Origin of the sequence: Winogradskyella sp. A2 (assembly GCF_046762865.1) — a bacterium.
In the GTDB taxonomy this organism is placed as follows: domain Bacteria; phylum Bacteroidota; class Bacteroidia; order Flavobacteriales; family Flavobacteriaceae; genus Winogradskyella.
Map to the genome: position 1 here is coordinate 15,549 of NZ_JBKQXM010000006.1, position 22,232 is coordinate 37,780.

Annotated in this window: 25 protein-coding genes; 1 reads left to right on the forward strand and 24 read right to left on the reverse strand. The window is 33.9% G+C overall.

The window, feature by feature from the left end; translation table 11 throughout:
• The 19 genes from ACFWV9_RS12040 to ACFWV9_RS12130 form a co-directional block, all read right to left on the reverse strand.
• Positions 1-171: a Lacal_2735 family protein gene (locus ACFWV9_RS12040; RefSeq protein WP_411895474.1), complete on the reverse strand. Its 171-nt coding sequence runs from the start codon at positions 169-171 to the stop codon at positions 1-3.
• Between the two features lie 6 nt (positions 172-177).
• Positions 178-717 (reverse strand): glutathione peroxidase, encoded by a 540-nt coding sequence (locus tag ACFWV9_RS12045; RefSeq protein ID WP_411895475.1) that lies wholly within the window; start codon positions 715-717, stop codon positions 178-180.
• A 4-nt stretch (positions 718-721) separates the two neighbouring features.
• Complete coding sequence (locus ACFWV9_RS12050) at positions 722-1,408, reverse strand: SDR family NAD(P)-dependent oxidoreductase (protein ID WP_411895476.1); 687 nt, start codon at positions 1,406-1,408, stop codon at positions 722-724.
• Positions 1,409-1,411: 3 nt separating this feature from the next.
• The gene (locus tag ACFWV9_RS12055) at positions 1,412-1,639 is read right to left on the reverse strand and encodes a hypothetical protein (protein WP_411895477.1); all 228 of its coding nucleotides are present in this window, start codon (positions 1,637-1,639) and stop codon (positions 1,412-1,414) included.
• Positions 1,640-1,642: 3 nt separating this feature from the next.
• Positions 1,643-2,335, reverse strand: coding sequence for a GTP cyclohydrolase I FolE (gene folE, locus ACFWV9_RS12060; protein ID WP_411895478.1), 693 nt, complete (start codon positions 2,333-2,335; stop codon positions 1,643-1,645).
• A 55-nt stretch (positions 2,336-2,390) separates the two neighbouring features.
• Entirely contained in the window at positions 2,391-2,663 is a 273-nt protein-coding gene (locus ACFWV9_RS12065; protein WP_411895479.1) for a TIGR03643 family protein, read from the reverse strand.
• Positions 2,660-3,091: a hypothetical protein gene (locus tag ACFWV9_RS12070; RefSeq protein ID WP_411895480.1), complete on the reverse strand. Its 432-nt coding sequence runs from the start codon at positions 3,089-3,091 to the stop codon at positions 2,660-2,662. Before ACFWV9_RS12070 ends, ACFWV9_RS12065 begins: the two co-directional genes overlap by 4 nt.
• A gap of 101 nt (positions 3,092-3,192) precedes the next feature.
• Positions 3,193-4,683, reverse strand: a complete 1,491-nt coding sequence (locus ACFWV9_RS12075; RefSeq protein WP_411895481.1) for a deoxyribodipyrimidine photo-lyase/cryptochrome family protein — start codon at positions 4,681-4,683, stop codon at positions 3,193-3,195.
• A gap of 1 nt (position 4,684) precedes the next feature.
• Positions 4,685-6,154, reverse strand: coding sequence for a cryptochrome/photolyase family protein (locus tag ACFWV9_RS12080; RefSeq protein ID WP_411895482.1), 1,470 nt, complete (start codon positions 6,152-6,154; stop codon positions 4,685-4,687).
• Between the two features lie 58 nt (positions 6,155-6,212).
• Complete coding sequence (locus ACFWV9_RS12085; RefSeq protein WP_411895483.1) at positions 6,213-6,506, reverse strand: GIY-YIG nuclease family protein; 294 nt, start codon at positions 6,504-6,506, stop codon at positions 6,213-6,215.
• Positions 6,507-6,567: 61 nt separating this feature from the next.
• Positions 6,568-7,875: a DASH family cryptochrome gene (locus tag ACFWV9_RS12090; RefSeq protein ID WP_411895484.1), complete on the reverse strand. Its 1,308-nt coding sequence runs from the start codon at positions 7,873-7,875 to the stop codon at positions 6,568-6,570.
• Positions 7,857-7,994 carry a DUF2256 domain-containing protein gene (locus ACFWV9_RS12095; protein ID WP_411895485.1) on the reverse strand — a complete coding sequence of 46 codons (138 nt, stop codon included), beginning with the start codon at positions 7,992-7,994 and terminating at the stop codon, positions 7,857-7,859. Before ACFWV9_RS12095 ends, ACFWV9_RS12090 begins: the two co-directional genes overlap by 19 nt.
• A complete protein-coding gene (locus ACFWV9_RS12100) occupies positions 7,991-9,412 on the reverse strand; it encodes an SDR family oxidoreductase (protein WP_411895486.1) in 1,422 nt (473 codons plus the stop codon). Before ACFWV9_RS12100 ends, ACFWV9_RS12095 begins: the two co-directional genes overlap by 4 nt.
• On the reverse strand, positions 9,412-10,050 hold the full coding sequence (locus tag ACFWV9_RS12105) for a flavin reductase family protein (protein WP_411895487.1): 639 nt from the start codon (positions 10,048-10,050) through the stop codon (positions 9,412-9,414). The genes ACFWV9_RS12100 and ACFWV9_RS12105 overlap by 1 nt, the downstream gene beginning before the upstream one ends.
• Position 10,051: 1 nt before the next feature.
• Positions 10,052-11,362, reverse strand: coding sequence for an ABC1 kinase family protein (locus ACFWV9_RS12110; RefSeq protein WP_411895488.1), 1,311 nt, complete (start codon positions 11,360-11,362; stop codon positions 10,052-10,054).
• 121 nt (positions 11,363-11,483) lie between these two features.
• Positions 11,484-12,533 (reverse strand): ACR3 family arsenite efflux transporter, encoded by a 1,050-nt coding sequence (gene arsB / locus ACFWV9_RS12115; RefSeq protein WP_411895489.1) that lies wholly within the window; start codon positions 12,531-12,533, stop codon positions 11,484-11,486.
• 5 nt (positions 12,534-12,538) lie between these two features.
• On the reverse strand, positions 12,539-13,153 hold the full coding sequence (locus tag ACFWV9_RS12120) for a low molecular weight phosphatase family protein (protein ID WP_411895490.1): 615 nt from the start codon (positions 13,151-13,153) through the stop codon (positions 12,539-12,541).
• 17 nt (positions 13,154-13,170) lie between these two features.
• Positions 13,171-13,650, reverse strand: coding sequence for a DUF6428 family protein (locus tag ACFWV9_RS12125; protein WP_411895491.1), 480 nt, complete (start codon positions 13,648-13,650; stop codon positions 13,171-13,173).
• Positions 13,651-13,665: 15 nt separating this feature from the next.
• A complete protein-coding gene (locus ACFWV9_RS12130; RefSeq protein ID WP_411895492.1) occupies positions 13,666-13,992 on the reverse strand; it encodes an ArsR/SmtB family transcription factor in 327 nt (108 codons plus the stop codon).
• A gap of 178 nt (positions 13,993-14,170) precedes the next feature.
• On the opposite strand from ACFWV9_RS12130, the gene ACFWV9_RS12135 reads away from it, so the two are divergent.
• Positions 14,171-15,016 carry a DUF2911 domain-containing protein gene (locus tag ACFWV9_RS12135; protein WP_411895493.1) on the forward strand — a complete coding sequence of 282 codons (846 nt, stop codon included), beginning with the start codon at positions 14,171-14,173 and terminating at the stop codon, positions 15,014-15,016.
• A 48-nt stretch (positions 15,017-15,064) separates the two neighbouring features.
• Here the strand turns inward: ACFWV9_RS12135 and ACFWV9_RS12140 are convergent, their stop codons facing one another.
• The 5 genes from ACFWV9_RS12140 to ACFWV9_RS12160 form a co-directional block, all read right to left on the reverse strand.
• Positions 15,065-16,891, reverse strand: a complete 1,827-nt coding sequence (locus tag ACFWV9_RS12140; protein WP_411895494.1) for a sodium:solute symporter — start codon at positions 16,889-16,891, stop codon at positions 15,065-15,067.
• Between the two features lie 122 nt (positions 16,892-17,013).
• Entirely contained in the window at positions 17,014-19,533 is a 2,520-nt protein-coding gene (locus tag ACFWV9_RS12145; RefSeq protein WP_411895495.1) for a PIG-L family deacetylase, read from the reverse strand.
• 119 nt (positions 19,534-19,652) lie between these two features.
• Complete coding sequence (gene corA, locus ACFWV9_RS12150; protein WP_411895496.1) at positions 19,653-20,720, reverse strand: magnesium/cobalt transporter CorA; 1,068 nt, start codon at positions 20,718-20,720, stop codon at positions 19,653-19,655.
• 2 nt (positions 20,721-20,722) lie between these two features.
• Positions 20,723-21,256 carry a mechanosensitive ion channel domain-containing protein gene (locus ACFWV9_RS12155; RefSeq protein WP_411895497.1) on the reverse strand — a complete coding sequence of 178 codons (534 nt, stop codon included), beginning with the start codon at positions 21,254-21,256 and terminating at the stop codon, positions 20,723-20,725.
• A gap of 39 nt (positions 21,257-21,295) precedes the next feature.
• Entirely contained in the window at positions 21,296-22,222 is a 927-nt protein-coding gene (locus ACFWV9_RS12160) for a septum formation inhibitor Maf (RefSeq protein WP_411895498.1), read from the reverse strand.
• Between the last annotated feature and the right edge of the window lie 10 nt (positions 22,223-22,232).

A 22,232-nucleotide genomic window follows, 5' to 3' on the forward strand; every position in this document is an offset into this window, starting at 1 on the left:
CTATTCAGGTTTTAAATTCTCTATTTGGTCAAGTATCTTCTGGGCTTCAGAATATTTCTTATCACTTGCGGCACGATTGGTTGCTGATAATTTGTGCCAATCTGCCATAAGCTTTTCATATTGCTTCTGTAATTTTTCTACTTCTGATGTTTTTTTGAATATCCCAAACATGAATTTCTATTTTAAATATTTTGTAATTCTACTATTAAACGGTTTTGTAATGGAGTAGAAGTAATCTAAAAACTCACCATTTTCATCGACGAGATACTTTTGGAAATTCCATTTTACAGAAGAATTTTGCCTACCATTGATGTACTTCTTGGTTAACCATTCATAAAGAGGATGCTGGTTAGGACCTTTCACGTCAATTTTTTCTGTTATTAAAAAGGATACACCGTAGTTCACCTGGCAGAACTCTTGAATCTCCACTGAATTTCCAGGCTCTTGATTTCCAAATTGATTGCATGGAACTCCAATTATTACAAGTTCTCTTTTATAATAGTCATATAGTTCTTGAAGCTCCCTATACTGAGGTGTAAAACCACATTTTGATGCTACATTGACAAATAAAATTTTCTTTCCTTTAAATTCTGAAAGGTTAATTGGGCTACCATTTAAGCTGTTGATTTCAATATCGTATATAGATTTTGTTGGATTTTCAACTATAACATTATCTGTAGCTGTTAATGTGCCTACAAAGGCTTTTAATGGGTTCATGTTTTTAAATTTTAAAGCTTACAATTCCACAGTCCATTTCAATTACTTGACCAGACATAGAAGCGCCTTTATTTGACAGTAAAAATCCAGCCATATCAGCTACTTCTTGAGGTTGTAAGTGTTTTTTAAGCGGATGACGCTCATTTATATTTTCAATCATTCTATCATTACGTAGTAATTTAGATGCTAAATCAGTAGCTGTTACAGTTGGCGCAATGGCATTAACTCTTATGGTTGGTGCCAATTCTGCTCCTAACGATTTGGTAAGTCCTTCTACTGCAGCCTTTGAAGCTGCAACACTAGCATGAAAAGGCATGCCTAATTTTGCCGCAACAGTACTAAATAAAACTACCGAAGGATTGCTACCATTTTTTAAAGCCGGTAAATACTTTTGAATAGCCTTTACAGCACCTAATACATTAATGTCAAAATCATTCTTAAAATCGTCAATACTCAAGCGATTGATAGGTTTAAGATTGATACTGCCAGGACAATACACTAAACCGTCAGCGGATTCAATATCTGGCAACTCGTCACTAAGGACGTCACAGTCAAAGTGCTTTAAATTACCTGCTCTTTGTTCTGGTTGGGTTCTGCTAATGTTTACTACTTCATCATAAGAAGAAAGCAAAGATGAGACAATTGCATTGCCTATACCTTTGCTTCCTCCAATCACTATTAATCTGCTCATTGCTTATGCTGCGGTTAGGGGACGACCTTTCAATCGTTTTTCTATTTTTTGTTTAATTACTGTTAAACGCTTCATTAACTCCATAAGTTGAGCGTCTTTTTTTTGTTTGTATACTTCGTTAACACCTAGGATGATTTCTTTAGCTTCTCTAGCTGCTAAAATTCTGTCGCTTGTTGTTTTGAATGAAAACTTTCTGTTTTCGAATTCAACTGCTTTTTCTAAAATATCCATGATTTAATTGTTTATATAATTTTGCAATTCTGCTATTTTTTCTGGTGTATTAAACTCACCTCCATAATACGTAGTTACCGTTGCAGACGTATCGTCTTTAACTCCTCTTGATGACACACAAAGGTGCTTAGCATCGATTATAACTGCTACATCTTCCGTTTCTAAAACGGTTTTTAGCTCGTTTGCAATTTGATTTGTTAATCGTTCTTGTACTTGTGGACGTTTAGCGTAGTATTGTACTATGCGGTTTAATTTTGATAAGCCAATGACTTTTCCGGACGATTTATATGCAATGTGTGCTTTACCAATAATAGGTACAAAGTGATGCTCGCAGTTTGAATAGAACGTAATATTCTTTTCAACTAGCATTTGGTTGTACTGATATTTATTATCAAATAAGGCTATTTTTGGTTTATTCTCAGGATCTAAACCTGAAAATATTTCCTCGATATACATTTTAGCTACACGGTCTGGTGTACCTTTTAATGAATCGTCCGTTAAATCTAAACCTAAAACATCCATTATTTCTGAAAATAATATGGAAATGCGATTTTTCTTTTCTTCGTTAGACATATCGAAAGCGTTGGTTTTCATTGGTGTGTCTAAGCTTGTAAATAAATGATCATCTCCTATATCCTCAATGCTAAATCCATTAAGATGATGACCATTTTTTTGGGGAAGTGTTTCTGTTTTCATAGAATCTTTTTTATGTGCTGTCTTTAAGTACTCCAAGCTTAAATCAAAGCACGTGTTATCGTTTTGAAATAGAGTTATTTGTTATTGTTCTCTGACGTGAACATTTAAATCTGCCTTTGTCAAACGTTCTTTTTTTACTGTGTTTGGTGGCTCTTCCTTGAACACGTTCTCTCCACATTCTGAAACTACTGGGTTTCATTTCGCTTCGCATCAGTTCAATCACTTCTTGTTCCTTCAATCCAAACTGAAATGTTATTGCTTCAAAAGGTGTTCTGTCTTCCCAAGCCATTTCTATTATGCGATCAATGTCCTTAATTGCTATATTCATATAAATTGAGGCATTGCATATTGCATATCATACTTTACTTTTTCATCCAATAGCTTATCAAAAAATTTCTTGTTCTCTTGGAATGTTTTGCTGTTTCTAAAATGAATGTAACGCCCTTGTGCATGGATGCTCGATCCGTTTACTTTATAAATTACAAGTTGGTAATATGGAATAATCCAAGTAAAACTTTTTAGACCTTTAGTAATTCTAACTAAAATGCCTTTTGGACGTAATTCTATACTACCATAATTAATATCAGATACTGAATTCATCATGCTTTGCATGTTAGGACTGACTTCGTCAATTATCATGCGTTTAGACCCTATACCTTTCATTTTCAACTTCTGTACCAAACTGAATGCATCACCAACTAAATCGGCGATTATTTGTTTGTGGTCAGGGTTGTGATGTGTTGTATTCAATATCATATCTATGTAAATATACAAATGTTTAACTTTTTGGATGAATAGTTAAACAAAAATTAACAGAGAATTATGATTGTAAGAAAGTAGGTTTAAATTAAGAATGTCTAATCACTTTTTAATAATCGGTTCCTGTCTTGTATAGTATGTCGTTTTAGAATACGATTACTTTCACGAACTACTTCAGGATCTTTCTTCATGTTCCAGAGGATGTCACTAGCGCGTTTGCGATTTTCTTTTATATCAACAATGGGATAAGGATAGTCTTTACCCAATTTGAAATTGTATAAACCTTGTTCAAGTTCCGTCATCAGATAAGGCTCGTGTATAAAAGCCGTGTCTAAGAGTGCTAATTCTGGCACCCATTTTTTAATAAAAACGGCATCAGGATCATGTTTGTGTCCATTTACCGTTGGATTATATATCCTAAGATTATTTATACCTGTTTCACCGGCCTGCATTTGAAGTTGTGGAAAGTGAATGCCAGGTTCAAAATCTAAAAATTGTTGTGAGAGATGTGCTGAGGCATCTTGCCAAGGTTGCCATAAAATATGTGTAAAGAACGACACCAGCATAGCGCGCATTCTAAAATTAACATAGCCTGTTTCTATAAGACATCGCATACTTGCATCGACAAGAGGAAATCCGGTTTGTCCTTCTCGCCATGCTATTTGGTAGTCTTCAGAAATACTTTTCTTTAGTTTGTGATAGCCTTTGTTTACGCTCGCATTTTCCATGGTGTGTTCCATTTCAAATTTTTGGATGAAATGCGCTTGCCACCTTAAACGCGATAAAAATGCACCAATATGTCTTTTGTCTTTACTTCCTGTTTTTAGTGCTTTTCCTTTTTGAAACACTTGTCTTATGGACATATTTCCCCAGGAAATATAAGGTGATAATCTGCTACAGCTTGTTCTTGACGCTTCAGGTTTAGAAATATTGGTCATGTATTCTTCGTGTCTGTTTTCAAAGAATGAATTAGCATATTTCCATCCCATTTTACTGCCACCTTTTTGAAATGGTGTTTCAGTTGGTGTATTTAGGTCAGCAGTGTTGATTACACTTTCCAGCTGATGAATAGTGTCAAAGGATAGTAATTGATTTTCAAGAGGTTGAAAGACTTCTAAATCTTGATTCATATAGTTTTCCCAATTTTCAAACCAATTGTCTCTATTGACCAAGCCACGCTCAACACCATTATTTTTACTTTCTTTCCATTGGATAATGTTATTTCTGCAATACCGTGTAAATTCTTTGTCTCTATTGTAAGTGACTAAAAGACCCGTTTCAGCGTGTGAGTAAATAGCATCTATTTTATAGAATTCCTGGATGAGATTAAAGGCACTTTGTATATCACTTGTAACCGTTAAAACTTTGGTATTAAAAGGTCTGAGTTGTTCATTGATATCTCTCAAGGATTCTTTAATGAAATTAAAATGGCGTTCACTGTAGTGCTCATCGTTAAGTAAAATATGCTCAAAGACATAGAGCAGAAGCGTGGGCTTGCCAATTTTTAAGGCATTACTGATCGCTTCATTATCCTGAAGTCTTAAATCGCGCTTTAACCAAACGACATTGATATGTTCCTTTTCTGCCATATTAAAGTTGCTCTAAAAACTGTTCTGCGTTATTGAAATGATTTTCTAAAGTGGATTTCTTCATTCTATCTAAATTGCCCAAAAGCATGCCTAGGCGTGGATTACCAGAGAAGAAATCACGATGCTTATCCATAAAAGTCCAAAACAGACCATCCCAAGTGTCTTGCCAATCGCCCTTAGTATAATTACTCATTTTCATAATGTAATTACTACTACTTATGTAGGGTTTTGTGGACATTAAACCTCCATCTGCATAAAGACTCATACCGTAAACGTTAGGTACCATTACCCAATCATAGGCATCTATAAATAGTTCCATAAACCATTTGTAAACTTCGTCTGGGTCGAACTCACATAGCACCATAAAGTTGCCAAGTATCATTAGCCGTTCAATATGATGAGCATAACCAGTCTTGAGTACTTTCTTTATGACATCATCAATAGGTTTAATACCTGTAGAACCATCATAGAAGGACGCAGGAATTTTTCGATCAAAATCCCAAAAATTCTTAGTACGCTCTTCTGTTCCTTTTATTTCGTAAACGCCTCTTATAAATTCACGCCAGCCCAAAATTTGTCTTACAAAGCCTTCAATTGAATTGATTGGAACATCATTCGATTTTCCATAGTGGATAGCCCTTTCTATCACTTTTGAAGGGTGAAGAAGTCCAATATTTATGAGCGGTGAGAGAATGCTATGATTTAAGAAGTGTTCTTCCTTAACAATAGCATCTTCGTATGGTCCAAACTCATGAAAGCGTTGTTCAAAAAACTGTTGTAGCCAATCGTCAGATGATTTAAAATCAATGGGGTAAATGGTAAAGTCAGAAAGTTTACCATAATGATGACTAAAATTATCCCTCACATAGTTTTCAGCTTCTTTGTGATAAGCTGTTTTATCTGGAAACTGAATACTTGGTGGTGTTTTGTCTTTAGGGTACTTCTTTCTATTATCACCGTCATAGGTCCAATTGCCACCTTCTGGCGCATCAGAAACCATCAAAATATTGCGTTTCTTGCGTTGTTGTTTATAGAACGACGTCTGAAAGAATTTCTTTTTAGTTGGTTTAAAGAAAGAAGAGAGTTCTTTTTTTGAATTTATAAAAAGCGGATTCTCATACCATTCTATATCGATGGCTTCAGAGACTTCATTAATATGCTTTTGAAGCCAATTGTCTGTTGGGTCAATGATATGAAGCTTTTCAAAGCCATTATCTATTAAATTAGGAATCAATTCGCGCACATCGTGGAATTCTGACGTAGCTTCAATATAGTTAACAGAAAATCCTTTTTCTTCTAAAAAGTCAACATATGCCTTCATTGACGCACGATGAAAGACAATCTTTTGTTTGTGGAATTTATAATGCGTAATGAATAGAAATTCTTCAATCAGATAAATATCAGCTTCAATCTCTAGAATAGGTGAATTCTTAAACAGTTGATGCGGAAATATGAGTATGGCTTCTTTCATGTTAGGTTTTACGTCAGTTCGAGTGCCATGCTTCTTGCATGGTGTATCGAGAACTTATTCATTTATTAAAATTCTTTTTTGAAAGCTTAGGAAGCTCTAAGTAGTCACCGTTTATGAGGGCTTCTTTTTTCTTCCTAGACCATTTTTTTATTTGTTTTTCCTTTTCTATCGCAATTTTTATGTCGGTAAATTCAGCATAAAATTCAAGTTTTACAGGTCGTCGTTTATATGTGTAACTGTCTAAATGTTTACCCATATTATGTTCGAGAATACGTTGATTCAAATTTGAAGTAATACCAGTATAATAAGTATTATCTGAACATTTGAGTATATATAAGTATGATGATTTCATAATTTCTAATTCTTCTCGATACAATTCTGCCTTCGTCAGAATCACTCGAAGTGACGTTTAGTTAATTAAATAAACTAGGCTGTAACCAAAGACTTCTAAATTTGCCATTAGCATCATAGCGCTCTGCTTGCAATTGTACATTAAACTTTCGATCTCTTGGATCGTTACCAACACCTGCAACATACATCCAATTGCCATAATTACTGTGCACATCATAATCTAATAATAACGACTCAAAATAGGATGCGCCAATACGCCAATCTAGTTCTAGTTCTTTAGCAAAGTATGAGGCTACATTTTGACGACCTCTGTTACTCATCCATCCGGTTTCTTTGAGTTCAATCATATTGGCATTAACAAAATCAGATAGGGTTTCGCCATTAATCCATTTACTAATTTGTGTTTGGTTTGAAGACCAGTAATAATCTTTTTGAAGTATACCTTCTAGTTTAAATATTTGATTGCCATGCTTCATGGATACATATTTAAAATAATCGCGCCAAATCAATTCGAAAATGAGCCAATAGGTGGATTGGTTTTTGAAGTGCTCTCTCTCAAATTGCTTTACTTTCCAATAAATGGATCTTGCCGAAATACTCCCATTTGCTAACCAAGGTGAAAACTTTGAACTGTAATCTACACCAACTAATCCGTTTCTTGTTTTCTTGTAAAAGCCTAATTTTTTAGTGTTAAAGAAATAGTCATTTAATCTATTCAAGGCTTCTGTTTCACCACCTTTAAATGGGAATGCTGCATGTGGATGCGCTTCATAGTTTTTAAAGCCCAAGTCTGATAACTTTGGAATAATGGTGTTGTTTTCTATTCTATTGTCATCGGTTTGCTTTTCTACCTTCACCTCATGTCTTATGTCGACATACTTTTCTAATTTCTTTCTAAAAACGGTAAAAACTTGTGGTGTCTTTGAAATCTCAAAGTTGATATCTTCAGGATGAAATAAAAATTGATTGTGAATATGATGCCATTTGATATGTTCTAGCTCAGTCTTCACCAAATTCTCAGTATCTACTTCCTCTTTTGTCCATTCCTTCTGAAGGTAAATATCCGTTATTTGATGCTCTTTACAGATTTTAGGAATTATCACTTCGGGTAAATCATGAAAAACCAGTAGATCAATATTCAATTGATTTAATTGTTCTTTTAAATCGTGAATAGTTTCAATCAAGAATTTAGTTCTAAACTTTTCTGTTTTCTTAAAACCGAATTTGTTGACTTTAAAATGTCTTGGATCAAAACAATACACACCAATAACTTGGTGACCGTTCTTTGTTGCATCACCCAAAACATCATTATCTATTGTTCTGAGGTCATTTCTGAACCAGACCAAGTTTTTTATTTTGTCCTTCTGCATTTTTCGCTACAATATTTTACGTTGTCCCAATCTTTTGCCCATTTTTTGCGCCACGTGAATGGGCGTTCGCAAACGAGACATATTTTTTCTGGTAAATTTTGTTTTTTTACGCCTTTCATTTTGGTTCAACAAGAGCCTTTAGCATTCCTTTAAACACAAAAGCATGAAATGGTAATACCATATACCAATACAATCTTCCCCAAACACCTTTTGGTCTAAACACAGCACGCTGATACAACTTATCTTTTACAATTTTAAACTCTAACCACGCTTCACCAGGTAGTTTCATTTCAGCAAATAATAAGAGTCTTTTTTCTTTTTTGTCCGCTAATAATACACGCCAAAAATCAAGTGGGTCTCCTGCCTCTAGATTGGTGTCGTGTGTGCGTCCTCTTCGCAAACCAACACCACCAAACAGCTTATCTACATAACCTCTTAGTTTCCATAAGCCATTAAAACTATACCAACCATTGCGACCACCAATTCCCCAAATTTGATTGAGTGTAAAATCTTCATCTACAATAGTCTTTGAACGGACATCTTTAAAACAACCATACTGTGGTAATTCTATATGTTTTGATAATTGATCTTTAAAAACACCGCTACTTACGGCGTCTTTCCAACTTGATATCACAGAATTTTGTTGAATGCGTTGAAAGGCCAAATCCACAGCCTTTTTATATGTCATTGGTTGAATTTCGATATGATTGTTTATATCACTCGGTTTACCAATAACTTCAACCTTCATACTATCTACTAAAGCTTGCGCCAACTGAAATGAAGTAGATGTTACAAAGTATAACCAGTACGATGACAGTTTTGGTGTGAGAACAGGTAAGGTATAGATATATCGTTTTAGGCCACGCACTTCAGCAAACTGCAATAGCATTTCTTTATAGGTAAGTACTTCTGGTCCAAAAATGTCATAAGACTTATTGTAAAGTGCTTCCTTACCCAATGCACCAGATAAGTAGGTTAGTACGTCTCTAATGCCTAAGGGTTGTGTTTTTGTATTTAACCATTTTGGTGTGATCATAAATGGTAATTTCTCAACAATATCTCTTATGATTTCAAAAGAAGCACTTCCGCTACCAACTATGATTCCTGCTCTAAAGGTTGTTAATGCATAGTTGTCGGACTTCAGCGTTTCTTCAACCTGTAGTCTAGATTTTAAGTGCTTAGACAATGAATCGTCATTTACAATACCGCTGAGATAAATCACTTGTTTGCATTGCGTAGCTTCAACAAGATTTTTGAAATTCTGAGCACATTGCCTTTCTAATGATTCAAAGTCATCAGCATCAGTAGCCATTGAATGTATGAGGTAATAGGCAACATCAATATTTTTCGGAATTTTATTAGGTTCTGGACTTAAAAAATCCATTTTAATGAATGAACATGAAGGATGTTCTTTAATTTCATCCGGAATACGACTCATATCACGGACACAACAAATAAGCTCGTGCTCATCTTCTAGTAGCTGTAGCGCTAGTCGTTTGGCAATATAGCCTGTTGTGCCTGTAATTAATATTCGCATTAGACATTAGGTATTGTAAATTGTGATTTTGGGCGTTGGTATTCTAATCGTTTTTTTAATTGTGGTACGGCATAACCATCTAATCCGTTGATAGTTGCTACTTTTCCTTTAGATAGATTTATAAATCCATCCTTTTCTAATAAATTGTCTGGTACATATAATTTTTCAATTTTACCAATCAATAAGATAGTGTTATTTACTTTAATAGGATACTCTTCGACATAACTCATTGCCAATTGAATAGGGCAACCTTTCACAAAGGGTGCAATGAAATTGTCTTTATATTCTTCTTCTAATGACGTGACATCAAATTCTGAAATAGCTGAATCGTACTTAGCAGAAGTATGGTGTGCATCTTCTAAAATACCATCGTGAATATGATTTAGCGTATATTTTCCTGAAGTTTTTATGTTGTCATAAGTGTTTCTAATGACTGTTGTTGGTCGTAAAAAGAATCCAAGCAGTCCAGGATTAGATCCTAAATGCGTTATGGAACTGAATACAGCCACATTACTAGTACCAGTTTCATCTTTGGTTCCAATTAGATTTGCCGATTTATACCCAGAACAACTATTAATTAAGTTGATACGATATAAATGGTGCATTTGATTGATATCGTCTAAACTGAATTCAGCCATCTTATAAGTTTAAAAAATTGTTGACCTTAATATTTTCAGCTTTAAGATCGAACATTAGATTATACAACCCAAAGAAGGTTCTGTTGATATAAATAAAATGTGTTGAGCCTCTGTTACCATTCATATTTCTCAGTTCTGTACTCTTAGAATATTTCTGACCCATTTCTGCAACTTGATTAAAGAACGCTGGATCTGAAAAATCGAATACTTCGTTATGGAATGGTTGTGTGAATAAGCTTAACAACTCATGAAACATGGAAGAAAAGAACTTTATTTCTTCTTTTGAATCGTCTTTTCTTAATATTTCAAGTTCATATAGTTTTTCTGTAAAGGCTTCAGGGTTGTCTATGCATTCTTTTTTAGCTAATTCAAAATAGGGCACATAAAATTCATCTGGAATGGCTTTCATACATCCAAAATCCAAAGCGATTAAATCACCTTCATCCGATATTAAGAAATTACCAGGATGCGGATCTGCATGGACTTTCTTCAACATATGAATTTGATACATGTAGAAATCCCATAAAGCCTGTCCAAGTTGATTGGCTTTATTTTGATCTGTATTATAAGCTACAAACTCTGAAAGGTGTTCGCCTTTCATAAAGTCCATTGTAATAATCCTTTCAGAGGATAAATTCTCGTAGTAATTCGGAAATTTTAAATGCGGTATGTGTTTGCAAGCGTCAACAACAGCTTTACTTTGTTCAACTTCGAGTATGTAATTGGTTTCTTCGGTTAGCTTATTTTCAACTTCATTGAAATACTTATCTGAATCTTTTCCTTTAATATTAAACATCCTTATAGCAATGGGTTTAACTAAAGCTAAATCGGAAGAGATACTCTCTGCAACTCCAGGGTATTGGATTTTCACAGCAAATTTTTTCCCATCCTTCTCTGCAGTATGGACTTGCCCTATACTGGCAGCATTTACTGAAGTTGCATTGAAAGTATCAAATAGTTCTTCGGGATGTTTCCCAAAATATTTTTTAAATGTTTTAATTACTAAAGGTGGTGATAAGGGCGGCACAGAAAACTGAGATAAAGAAAATTTCTCAACATAAGCCTGTGGCAATATGCTTTTTTCCATACTCAACATTTGTGCAACCTTCAGAGCACTACCTTTGAGTTTTTTTAAACTGTCATAAATGTCTTCGGCATTATTTTGATTGAGGCGTTCTTTGGCGTCTTCTTTAGAGTTCACCATTTTGTCTCCATAGTACTTAATGTAGTTAACACCTACCTTAGCACCAGTTGAAACCATCTTTGAAGCTCTTGATATTTTAGTAATGGGTATACTGTCTATAGTCTTCATTTAGCTGGCGTATATTTTTCTTTACTATTGATTTTATTTTACAACGTAAAGATACATAATGTTTAACTATTTGAAATAAAAGTTAAACAAAGTTTAACATCATATTGTAATTTGTGCTAGTTTAGGCTTTTTCTATGTAGTATTTTTTACGTAACCAAAAGGCAACTCTTACCAATAAAATAAGAGCAGGTACTTCTACTAGTGGTCCTATTACTCCTGCAAAAGCTTGACCTGAGTTTAAACCAAAAACTGCAATAGCGACAGCTATTGCTAGTTCAAAATTATTACCGGCAGCTGTAAACGCTATAGCTGCATTTTTGTCATATGGAGCATTCATTGCCTTGCTTGTAAAAAATCCAATTACGAACATTATTGCAAAATATATAAGTAGCGGAACAGCAATAATTATGACATCCATTGGTATTTCTACAATGAGTTCACCTTTGAGCGAAAACATTACAACAATTGTAAAGAGAAGGGCTATTAAAGTAATTGGTGAAATTGTAGGGATAAATTTCTGGGTGTACCATGCTTCACCCTTTAGTTTTACCAGTATAACTCGTGATAAGATTCCGAGAATAAAGGGAATGCCAAGATAAATGGCAACACTTTCTGCTATAGTAGCAATTGAAATATCTACAATAGCACCGTCGAATCCAAAATATGGAGGTAGAATAGTTATAAAAATATAAGCATAAAAGCTATAGGCAAAAACCTGAAATATACTGTTTAAAGCCACTAGACCAGCCCCATATTCGCTGCTGCCCTCGGCAAGATCATTCCAAACTAGTACCATCGCAATGCATCTGGCAAGTCCAATAAGGATTAAACCAACCATATATTCAGGATAATCCTGCAGAAATATTATGGCTAGAAAAAACATTAATACAGGACCAATAATCCAATTTAATACCAGTGATATTGACAATATTTTTACATCCTTAAACACTTTTGGCAACAATGCATAATTTACCTTAGCTAAAGGAGGGTACATCATTAAAATAAGACCTATTGCTATAGGAATATTTGTTGTGCCACTACTATACGAATTTATCTGTTTAGGGATTGATGGTATTAAATAACCTATTGCGACTCCAATTGCCATAGCAATGAAAATCCAAAGCGTAAGGTTGCTATCTAGGAAGCTGAGTTTCTTTTTAACCTTTGACATTATAACTATTTTTTGAGGTTTGAGAATACATATTTCAATTCAGTAGCTATTTGTAGACTACGTTCTTTGTATTTTTCTGCTTGTTGAGGTGTATTATCAAATGCCTTTGGATCTTCAAAAGTTATCGGAACTCGTTTTTCAGCCCCTGCTATAAACGGACAACCTTTATCTGCACTTGAGCAAGTCATTATTGCCGCAAATTCTGAAGATGCATTAAAACTATCATCAAAAGTCTTAGAAAATCCTATTACAGGATGTGCATTTTCAGAATATTTTATAGCATATACCGGATTTGATTCCTTGGATAATTTTTTAATGTTAAATCCAGACGTTTCTAATGCTTCAGCTGCTGAAGGAAATAGGGCAGTGGCTTCAGTTCCACCAGAATAACAGAATACATTTGTAATATCAAAATAATGGGCAATGGTTTGTGCCCAAACCTGTGATAAATGACTACGACGTGAGTTGTGAGTACAAATAAAATTAAGGTTTATAATATTCTTGTTGTTGATTTTAGCTTGAATGAAATCGGTAAGTGGTTGTAATATTTCTTTACGTTCCGTTGTAATTGTTGAGACATCTAATTTGTTTATGACGTCCTCAATTGATTTATATAGCATAAGTCTGTTTGATAAATTTAACAACAACCAGAATCTGGCGTGCAACATGATGATACTTGCTGTATTTCTGACAATTTCACTTTTGGTTTTAATTGGTAATCAGGAATACCACAATTATCCTTAGCTAAACAGTCCGTTTCTGTTGAGGTTAGTATAAAGAGATGATTATCAAAATCTAAACCATATTTTCCAATGGTTTCACCTTGATATTCAACTTCTACCGGAAGGTTTTCGTTAATATTAAGTTTTGATTCAGAAAGCTCAATGATGTCTACTAGCTTTTCAGGATGTAATCTATGATTGTAGTCATTAGCATTCCATAATTGAAAATTTACGACTTCTTCGTTTCTAATAGTGCCACCACAATCTATGAATAGTTTATTGATTTTACCTACTTCTGTAACGTGAAAATGTTTTGGGACTAATTCTCCATTTGGTAACTTAAAGCCAATAGTCTCTAACGTTTTAAGCTTTTGTTTTATTTCTGATAAGGTCATAATTAGTATATTTAATTAACAACAATTTGATTTAATATCTTGATCAAAAAAGGCAGTTAATAGTTGTTTCATCTCAAACCATTTTTCTTGGTTAATACAATAACAAACGCTTGTACCTTCAATATTTCCTTTTATTAATCCAAGATTTTTAAGTTCTTTTAAATGCTGTGAAATTGTGGCTTGTGCTAAACCAATTTCATCAACTAAATCACCACAAATACATGTTTCTGATTTAAACAATTGATGCAATATGGCCACTCTCGCAGGATGTGCAAATGCCTTTGCCAGATTAGCAATTTCATTTTGAGCATCGGTAAATATTTCAGTCTTTGTTACGCCCATTATCTCCCTTTATTTGTTTATTGCAATATTACGATTAATAATTGATATATTATTGATTTATTCTTGAAAATTGTAGTTACTGATCATAAAGGCTTTTTAAGTTATTATTAACATTTAGCACTGTGGTTAAGTCGTAATTTTATACAGACTTAAAATTCAACTATTAAATCAAAACAAAATGAAAAAATTAGTACTATTTGTATTTGCTGTCACGCTATTGTTTTCAGTAGATGCACAAATTAGAACGCCTCAACCCAGTCCTGCGGCTAAAATTGAGCAAGTTGTAGGTTTAACGGACGTAACTATTGATTATTCGCGACCATCCATGCGTGGAAGAGTAATTTTCGGAAATCTTGTACCATACGGAAAAGTATGGAGAACAGGAGCAAACGCAAGAACGAAGGTAACCTTTAGTGATGATGTGACTGTAGGGGATAACGAACTTAAAGCTGGTACTTATGCTATTTTTACAATACCGCAAGCTGAATCTTGGGATGTTGTATTCTATACAGATTATGCCGGAGGTGGAGCTCCTTCTGAATTGGATGAGTCTAAAATAGCGGCACGTATTACAGCAAAAGTATATCCTATTGAAATGGATATTCAATCTTTTACTATTTCCTTTGATGATATTACAAATAGCTCTGCTGTTATAGGAATTATGTGGGAGAGAACCTATGTTGGAATTGAATTTAAAGTTCCAACTGATGCTAAGGTTTCAGCGTCAATTGAAGAAACAATGGCTGGTCCAGGTGCTGGAGATTATTATTCGGCAGCGGTATACAACCTAACAGAAGGTAAAGATTTAAATAAAGCTAAAGAATGGATGGATAAGGCCATGTCTATGATTGAAAATCCTCGTTACTGGCAACTGAGACAACAGTCTTTGTTATATGCTAAGATGGGTGACAAAAAGAATGCAATTGCTACTGCTAAAAAATCCTTAGAAGGAGCTGAAGCAGCTGGTAATGCAGATTACGTAAAAATGAACAAAGATTCCTTAAAAGAATGGGGAGCTATGTAAATTAGTCTGATATAAGATTAAAACGCGACTCCAATGAGTCGCGTTTTTTTATGCTTTATTTTTAGAAAATACTTGCAGTACGTTTGCAATGATAATAACAACAACACAGCCAATTAAATTTAGCCATAAATAAGGTAAATTAATTATGTCTTCATTGTCTAAAAAGTAAAGTGCTATTATAATAACTTGAGTAATTAAAGCGCCTATAAAAACTGCGTTACCTTTAATATGCTTAAAGAAAAATGCCAATAAGAAAATACCAAGGACATTGCCATAAAAAATAGAGCCAATAATATTAACCAACTGAATTAAGTTCTCCGCAAGATTTGCAAAACAAGCAATAATTATAGCTATAATTCCCCAACCTAACGTAAACCATTTGGTCATTTTCACCATATGTTCCTCACCTTTATCTTCCTTTAAGTTTCTTCCGTATAAGTCAATAGAAGTAATTGTTGCCAAAGCATTAATCTCTGATGCCGTAGAAGACATTGCAGCTGAAAGAATAACGGCTAGTAATAATCCTATAAGTCCAATTGGTAAATGATTTAGAATAAAACGTATAAACATATAATCCCTATCATTGGTCTGAGTATCCTTTGCGGCATCCTTATATAAACTTAAAAGAGCATTCGATTTTTCTTTGTAACTAAGGCTAGTAGTGTCTGATTGCAATGAAAAAACCTCTTTTTCCAAGCTTTCATAGGCTTTTGTATACTCAGGGTCAATTGCCTTTTTTATTAAAAATTTAGACTCTAACCTGTAACTCTTTTCAATAGCATCTAAGTTGGCAAGTTTTTGTTTTGCAATGAGCTCATTACCTTCCTCATTTGCAAAATTTAAGGATATATTCTTTTTTAGGTCAAAAAGTTCTGCTTGCTTTTTTTGTAAGGCTTTATATTCATTTCCATATTCAGATTTTAAAACAGTTTGAGTAGAGGCATCTATAAAGTTTAGTGGTGCTGGATTAAACTGATAAAACACAAATACCATTACACCAACTAATAGAATAAAGAATTGCATTGGTACTTTTAACAAACCATTAAAGAGTAAACCCATTTGCATTTCTTTCATGGATTTTCCTGAAAGATAACGTTGTACTTGGCTTTGATCGGTCCCAAAATAAGAGAGCATTAAAAAGGTACCACCAATCAAACCAGTCCATACGGTGTAGCGATTTTCTAAATCAAAAGAAAAATCTAATACTTCCATTTTACCTGTTGCACCAGCTATATCTATAGCTTCGGTAAAGGATACTTGGTCTGGAATTAAGTCTATCACTACATAAAGTGCTGCAAGCATCCCTGCAAAAATCACAAACATTTGTTGCTTTTGGGTTACGGTAACTGCCTTAGTACCACCAGACACGGTATAAATAATAACTAGACATCCTATGGCGATATTTAGTGTTACGATATTCCATCCTAAGACAACTGATAGTATAATGGCTGGTGCAAAAATTGTAATACCTGCGGCTAGGCCACGTTGAATTAAGAACAAGATGGCAGTTAGGCTTCTAGTTTTTAAATCAAATCTATTTTCTAAAAACTCGTATGCAGTATATACTTTGAGTCTATGATAGAGAGGAATAAAGACTATGCATATAATTACCATTGCTATGGGCAACCCAAAATAGAATTGAACAAATCCCATTCCGTCAGAAAAGGCTTGACCTGTTGTAGATAAGAATGTTATGGCACTAGCTTGAGTAGCCATAACTGACAGGCCTATAGTCCACCATTTGGTGGTATTCCCACCTTTAACATAATCCTGCACATTTTTACTTCCTCTTGTTTTCCATGTACCATATCCAACAATGGTTAGCAATGTAAGGATTAAGACTGTCCAATCAATCCAATTTAGCGTTTGATGCATATGTTATGAAAATGATATGGTTATGAAGTAAAATAGAATAATATAAATGGCATTGGCCACCAAAATTATGGTGTACATCTTATCCCATTTTTGCTTCGGTTCTGGTTGGTTTTGCATTAAATTTAGTTTTTGAGCTGTGTCTTTTCTTCTTTTCCAGCTGATAATAGATTGGCAAAAAGCCTATAGGCTCCTGATACACCTGCAGGAAATTCTCTAAAGAAACTTAAACCTGTATAGATATAATTGCCTTTGCCATATTTGGCGACTAAGAGACTTCCTTTTTTAGAGCTTTCACCACTATCCTTCATTGCTAGAAGTGGTGTGAATTCTTCAGCCCATTGGTTTGGGAAATATAAACCACGTTCTTGTACCCATCCATTAAAATCTTCAGTAGTTATTTTATTTGGGAAATTAAGAATTGGATGTTCTGTATTTAATATAGTGACTGTAGCTTTTTCGTCAGTTACACGATCTCTCGATAACTTAAGGTCATATGGAGCGAGTTGCTCAGTTTTCAACCCTCTACTTGTGTTATATTGAACAACTAAGTTGCCACCTTCTTTAACGTAATCTAACAAGTACTTTTGCTTGAATTTTAATTCATCCAAAATATTATAAGCTCTAATGCCAACTACAATAGCATCAAAATTTGACAAGTTCTCAGGTGATATTTGTTCTGGTTCTATGATTGTTATGTTATATCCAATTTGTCTTAGACTTTCTGGGACTACATCTCCAGCACCATTAATATACCCAATGTTGTTGCCTCGCTTATCAATATTCAGTCTAACAACTTTGCTTTCACTTGGCATTAAAACGGTTTGAAAGGGAATATGATCATAATCTATTTCTATTAGCTCTTTCGTAAAGAATTGGCCATCAATATTAACCATTGGCGTAATGAGCCCTTCACTTTGGTTTTTAGGAGGAATAACAGTAAAAACAACTTTTTGAATATCGCCCTTATTGGCAATCTGTATTTTTTGTTTTTGAGGATAAACATTCCAGTCATTCGGGTAGGCCATCTGTACAAATCCCTCAATATTTTCTTTACCTGCCTTTACAGTTACTTCAATTTCTTTTTGTTGATCATTTTCAAAAATATATACCTTATCACTAATACTTGCTGATACTTGAGGAATTATTTCAAATGGTCTATATAATTCGCCTTTATCTGGTTGGGAATATCTATATATCACAGATTTGTTTATAGATATTGGTGTGCCATCAACCATTAAGTTAAAATCAACAGTAATACCTCTTGGTGTTTCTGGTAGACCAATTAGCTCCTGCTTTTCTACATGATACATTCCGATACCATTTTTTTTATTCAACCAATATGGTGTAGTGTAACCAAAATCTTTAGGTATTACAACATCCTCAAGAAAATTAAGCTTTTGGTTAGCAGTCATATTCAAGGTTTTAGAAATACCTTCAGACATTGTTGAAATGTTATACGAAACCAATTCTATATTTGCATCACTTCGATTTAGAACTTCCATTCGCAGCCCAATCAATGAATTAGGTGATGCTTGTGGTGAATTTGCAGATACCTCTATATATAATCCTGCACATGCTTCGATTATTTCAATGATCTCTTTTGATTTAAGGGATTTCCAATGATCATCCTCAAGATTTTGAAGTAATTTATAGGCTTCAATCAGCTGAGGTACGTGCGTTGAGGGGTTTACAAAATTGAAATTATTCTCTACATTATTTAATATTGCACCTATAGCTTCTCCATCTTTTACTCGGTTCCAAGAGGTATCTATACCTGCAAATACATCATCAGTGCCATCTAAGGGTTCACCCTTTAGAAACTCTATATATTCCTGTTGCGTACCACGTTGAGACAGACGTCCAAAACCTTGACAAAGATGTTGGCTACTTGCTAAAGATGCAACTTCGTTGTTAGACATTCCTTTTGTTGGATAATATACACCTATATCAAAGTTGAGCATATTGCTTTTATCAATTTTATCAAAGGCTTCTCTGCTACCATATCGCCACCATGACGTGTTATAAAACAAGCGTTTTGGTTGCCAAGTTTCAGTAAGGTCAAGTTGTTCTGAGTATTTTGATGGATCTTTAGATAAATCAAATGCCTCTAAACTTAGCAAAGCTGAGCTGGTGTGATGTCCATGCGTTCTTCCGGCTCTTCTATGATCAAAGCGATTAATGATAATATCTGGTTTAAAGGTTCTTATTGCCCAAACAACATCCGATAAAACCTTGTCTTTATCCCAAATCTGTAATGTCTCATCAGGATGCTTGGAGTATCCAAAATCATTGGCCCTCGTAAATCGTTGTTCACCACCATCAATACGTCTTGCAGCAAGTAACTCTTGCGTTCTAATAACACCTAATAGTTCTCTTATTTCTGGGCCAATTAGGTTTTGTCCACCATCACCACGAGTTAATGATAAGTATGCAGTTCTAGCTTTTACATGGTTAGCCATGTAGGATATTAACCTCGTGTTTTCATCGTCTGGATGTGCCGCGATGTATAAAACCGAACCTAAAACATTGAGTTTTTGGACCGCCTCATATATCTCAGAAGAATTTAGCTTTTTTGGTTGTTGCGCATGTATTGAAACTATTGTGCTTAAGACAAGCAATAAACAAAGCGTAAATTGTCTCATGTGTTTATTAGTTAGTTACTCTTCCAAAGGTAAAAAAGATAATAGGTGAAGATTGTGATTTTAGATTTATTTAACGGTATGATTAATTTAAATAACTTGATGAAAAGATATTGTATTTTCTATAGCCATTTCTTTTTCTTAAAATAATATAACATTCCAAGAAAAAGCATAAGCATTATTCCCCAAAGAATATAGTAACTGTATTTATAATGCAATTCTGGAATGTTATCGAAATTCATTCCATAAATTCCAGCAATAAAAGTTAGAGGGATAAAAATGGTTGCAATAATGGTAAGTACTTTCATAACCTCATTCATCTTATTGCTAATGGTTGTCATGTACATATCCATTAAACTCCAGATCATTTCACGATAAATATCTATATTTTCAGATACTTGAATTAAATGATCGTAAATATCTCTATAATAAGTTATTGTGCGTTTGTAAATTAAAGGATGTTCGCCCTTTTCTATACGGTTAATGATTTCTCTAAGTGGAAAAATTGCACGCCTTACTTTTAATATTTCTCGCTTTAATTGCTGTACTTCAATATTAATACCCTCACGTGAGTGGCCTGCAAACAACTCAGTCTCTAAATCTTCAATTTTGTTGCCAAGTGTTTCAATGATACTAAAGTATTTATCTACAACAGCATCTATTAGTGCATACAACAAATAATCGGACTTTAAACCTCTAATTCTGCCATTGGCATGTCGCAGACGATCTCTTATAGTGCCAAAAACATCACCTTCTGACTCTTGAAATGTCAGAACATAATTTTTACCTAACACCATACTGACTTGCTCAATAACAATTTTTTCTTCTTTATCGTAGTATAACATTTTTAGTACAACAAAGAGGTAATTGTCATATTCATCAATTTTAGGGCGTTGTGTAGTGTTCACAATATCCTCTAATACTAGCGGATGTAAACCATATTGATTACCAATATGTTCTATTTCTTTGGTGTAGTTAAGACCTTCAACATTAATCCAAGTTACAGAATCTGTTTCTTTGTAATTAACCGCATCTTCAATATCAATTAAGATAGATTCTTCAATAGTCTCTTTAGTGTAATCAAAACATTCTACATAAAACTCCTTATCGGATTTTTCACCTGTATAAACTAAAGTCCCGGGAATTTGACCGGTATGTTTTTTATGTTTATGAGTACGCGTTTTAGTCATTATTAAGGTAAATTGCTTTCATTTAAGGCATCCTTTTGCACTAAAGTTACAGCTTTCTGAAGAATTAAATTGTTAGGGTAAGTTACAAGATCTCCATTCTCGTCTCTTAAAATTAATTGAAATGCTCTGATATCTTCTATTATGGCTTCCACTGGATAATCCTTATCGTGAATCCTTATTTTGTCACCGACTTTATATGGAAATGAAAAGAACATAATAACACCAGATGTAACATTGCTTAAAATAGACCAAATTGCAAATAAAGCAATACCAATAACAGCAAATACTGATGAAAACAATAGCGTAATATCCTGAGTATTTGCACCTAGAATAAAGGCTTCTATCAGTAAGGCAAGTAGCACAAGGGATACTGTCACATAACGGCCAATAAGTATGGCTCGTGCTTCTGATGTACCACTTTTTTTACCAATTTTTTTGACAGTGAGAATAATTATTGCTCTGATAACAAAAAGAACAAGCAATAGTATTGCCGAGTAAATTATTTCAGATTGATAGGTGAGATAAAAATCTAACATTGTAAAGCAAATTTGTCTTTAACAAATATAGCTTTAATTCTATTGCAGTTTTAAGGTTTTTCTCAATCCAGTATCAACGTTACTATTCTTATTCCAATACGCAGATTTTATAGATTCAAGCCTAGTAGCCTTTGTTGTTAATGTTTTAGAATTGGAACCGTAACCATTGACTGAGGTTTCTTCCCAACTATTTATTTGGTATGGGAAACTTGTTTCAAAATTAATTTGAAGCGTTCTGTTTAAACTTGGGTATGACAACATATACATACCATCCTTTAATACTGCAAAGGCTTTGTAGGCTTTAATTTCTTGGTGCTTTAATCTTGTAAATTCTAAGGATGGAATTATATCTATATCTCCTGTTGGTAAGCTTTTGGGGTTTATTCTTAATTTCGTCCAAAGTTCATTTTCAATCCAAGTTTTATTTAGTTTATAGTTTTGGTCTGCCTCACCCTGAAAATACGAATGTGATATTAATTCAAATTGTTTTCTGTTATTTAATTGAGAATAAACATGACCACACCAATCTTGGACTGAAGCTGTTACTTTTAGAGCATGTTCGTTGTTTGAAACAGGATAAAATGTACTCTGCATTATCGAATAAGGATAGATACCAGTATTAAATTTTTTTGTAGCATTTAGTTTTAAAACGGGAATATTTTTTTTACTGTAGTTGTCAGCTTTCACCTGTAAGTCTGGCAAAAAATCTTCGGTAACGAAAACCATAACTGCACTTCCTTCTCTAATTTCACCATAGCGTGCTTGCTCTAATTTATAAGATGTAATCTCCGCATCACCATTATACCAATAATCTTTAAATTCTGAAGAAAGCTTGGTTTTTGATAAAGGCGGTTTATCCACGGTTTCATAAACAGCAATATCTTCAGTGATTTTTGTTTCTTTCTCTTCACAGGAAATAAAAACAAATAAAAATATGAGAGGCAAGAAAAAGACTAATCTTTTCATAACAAATTGT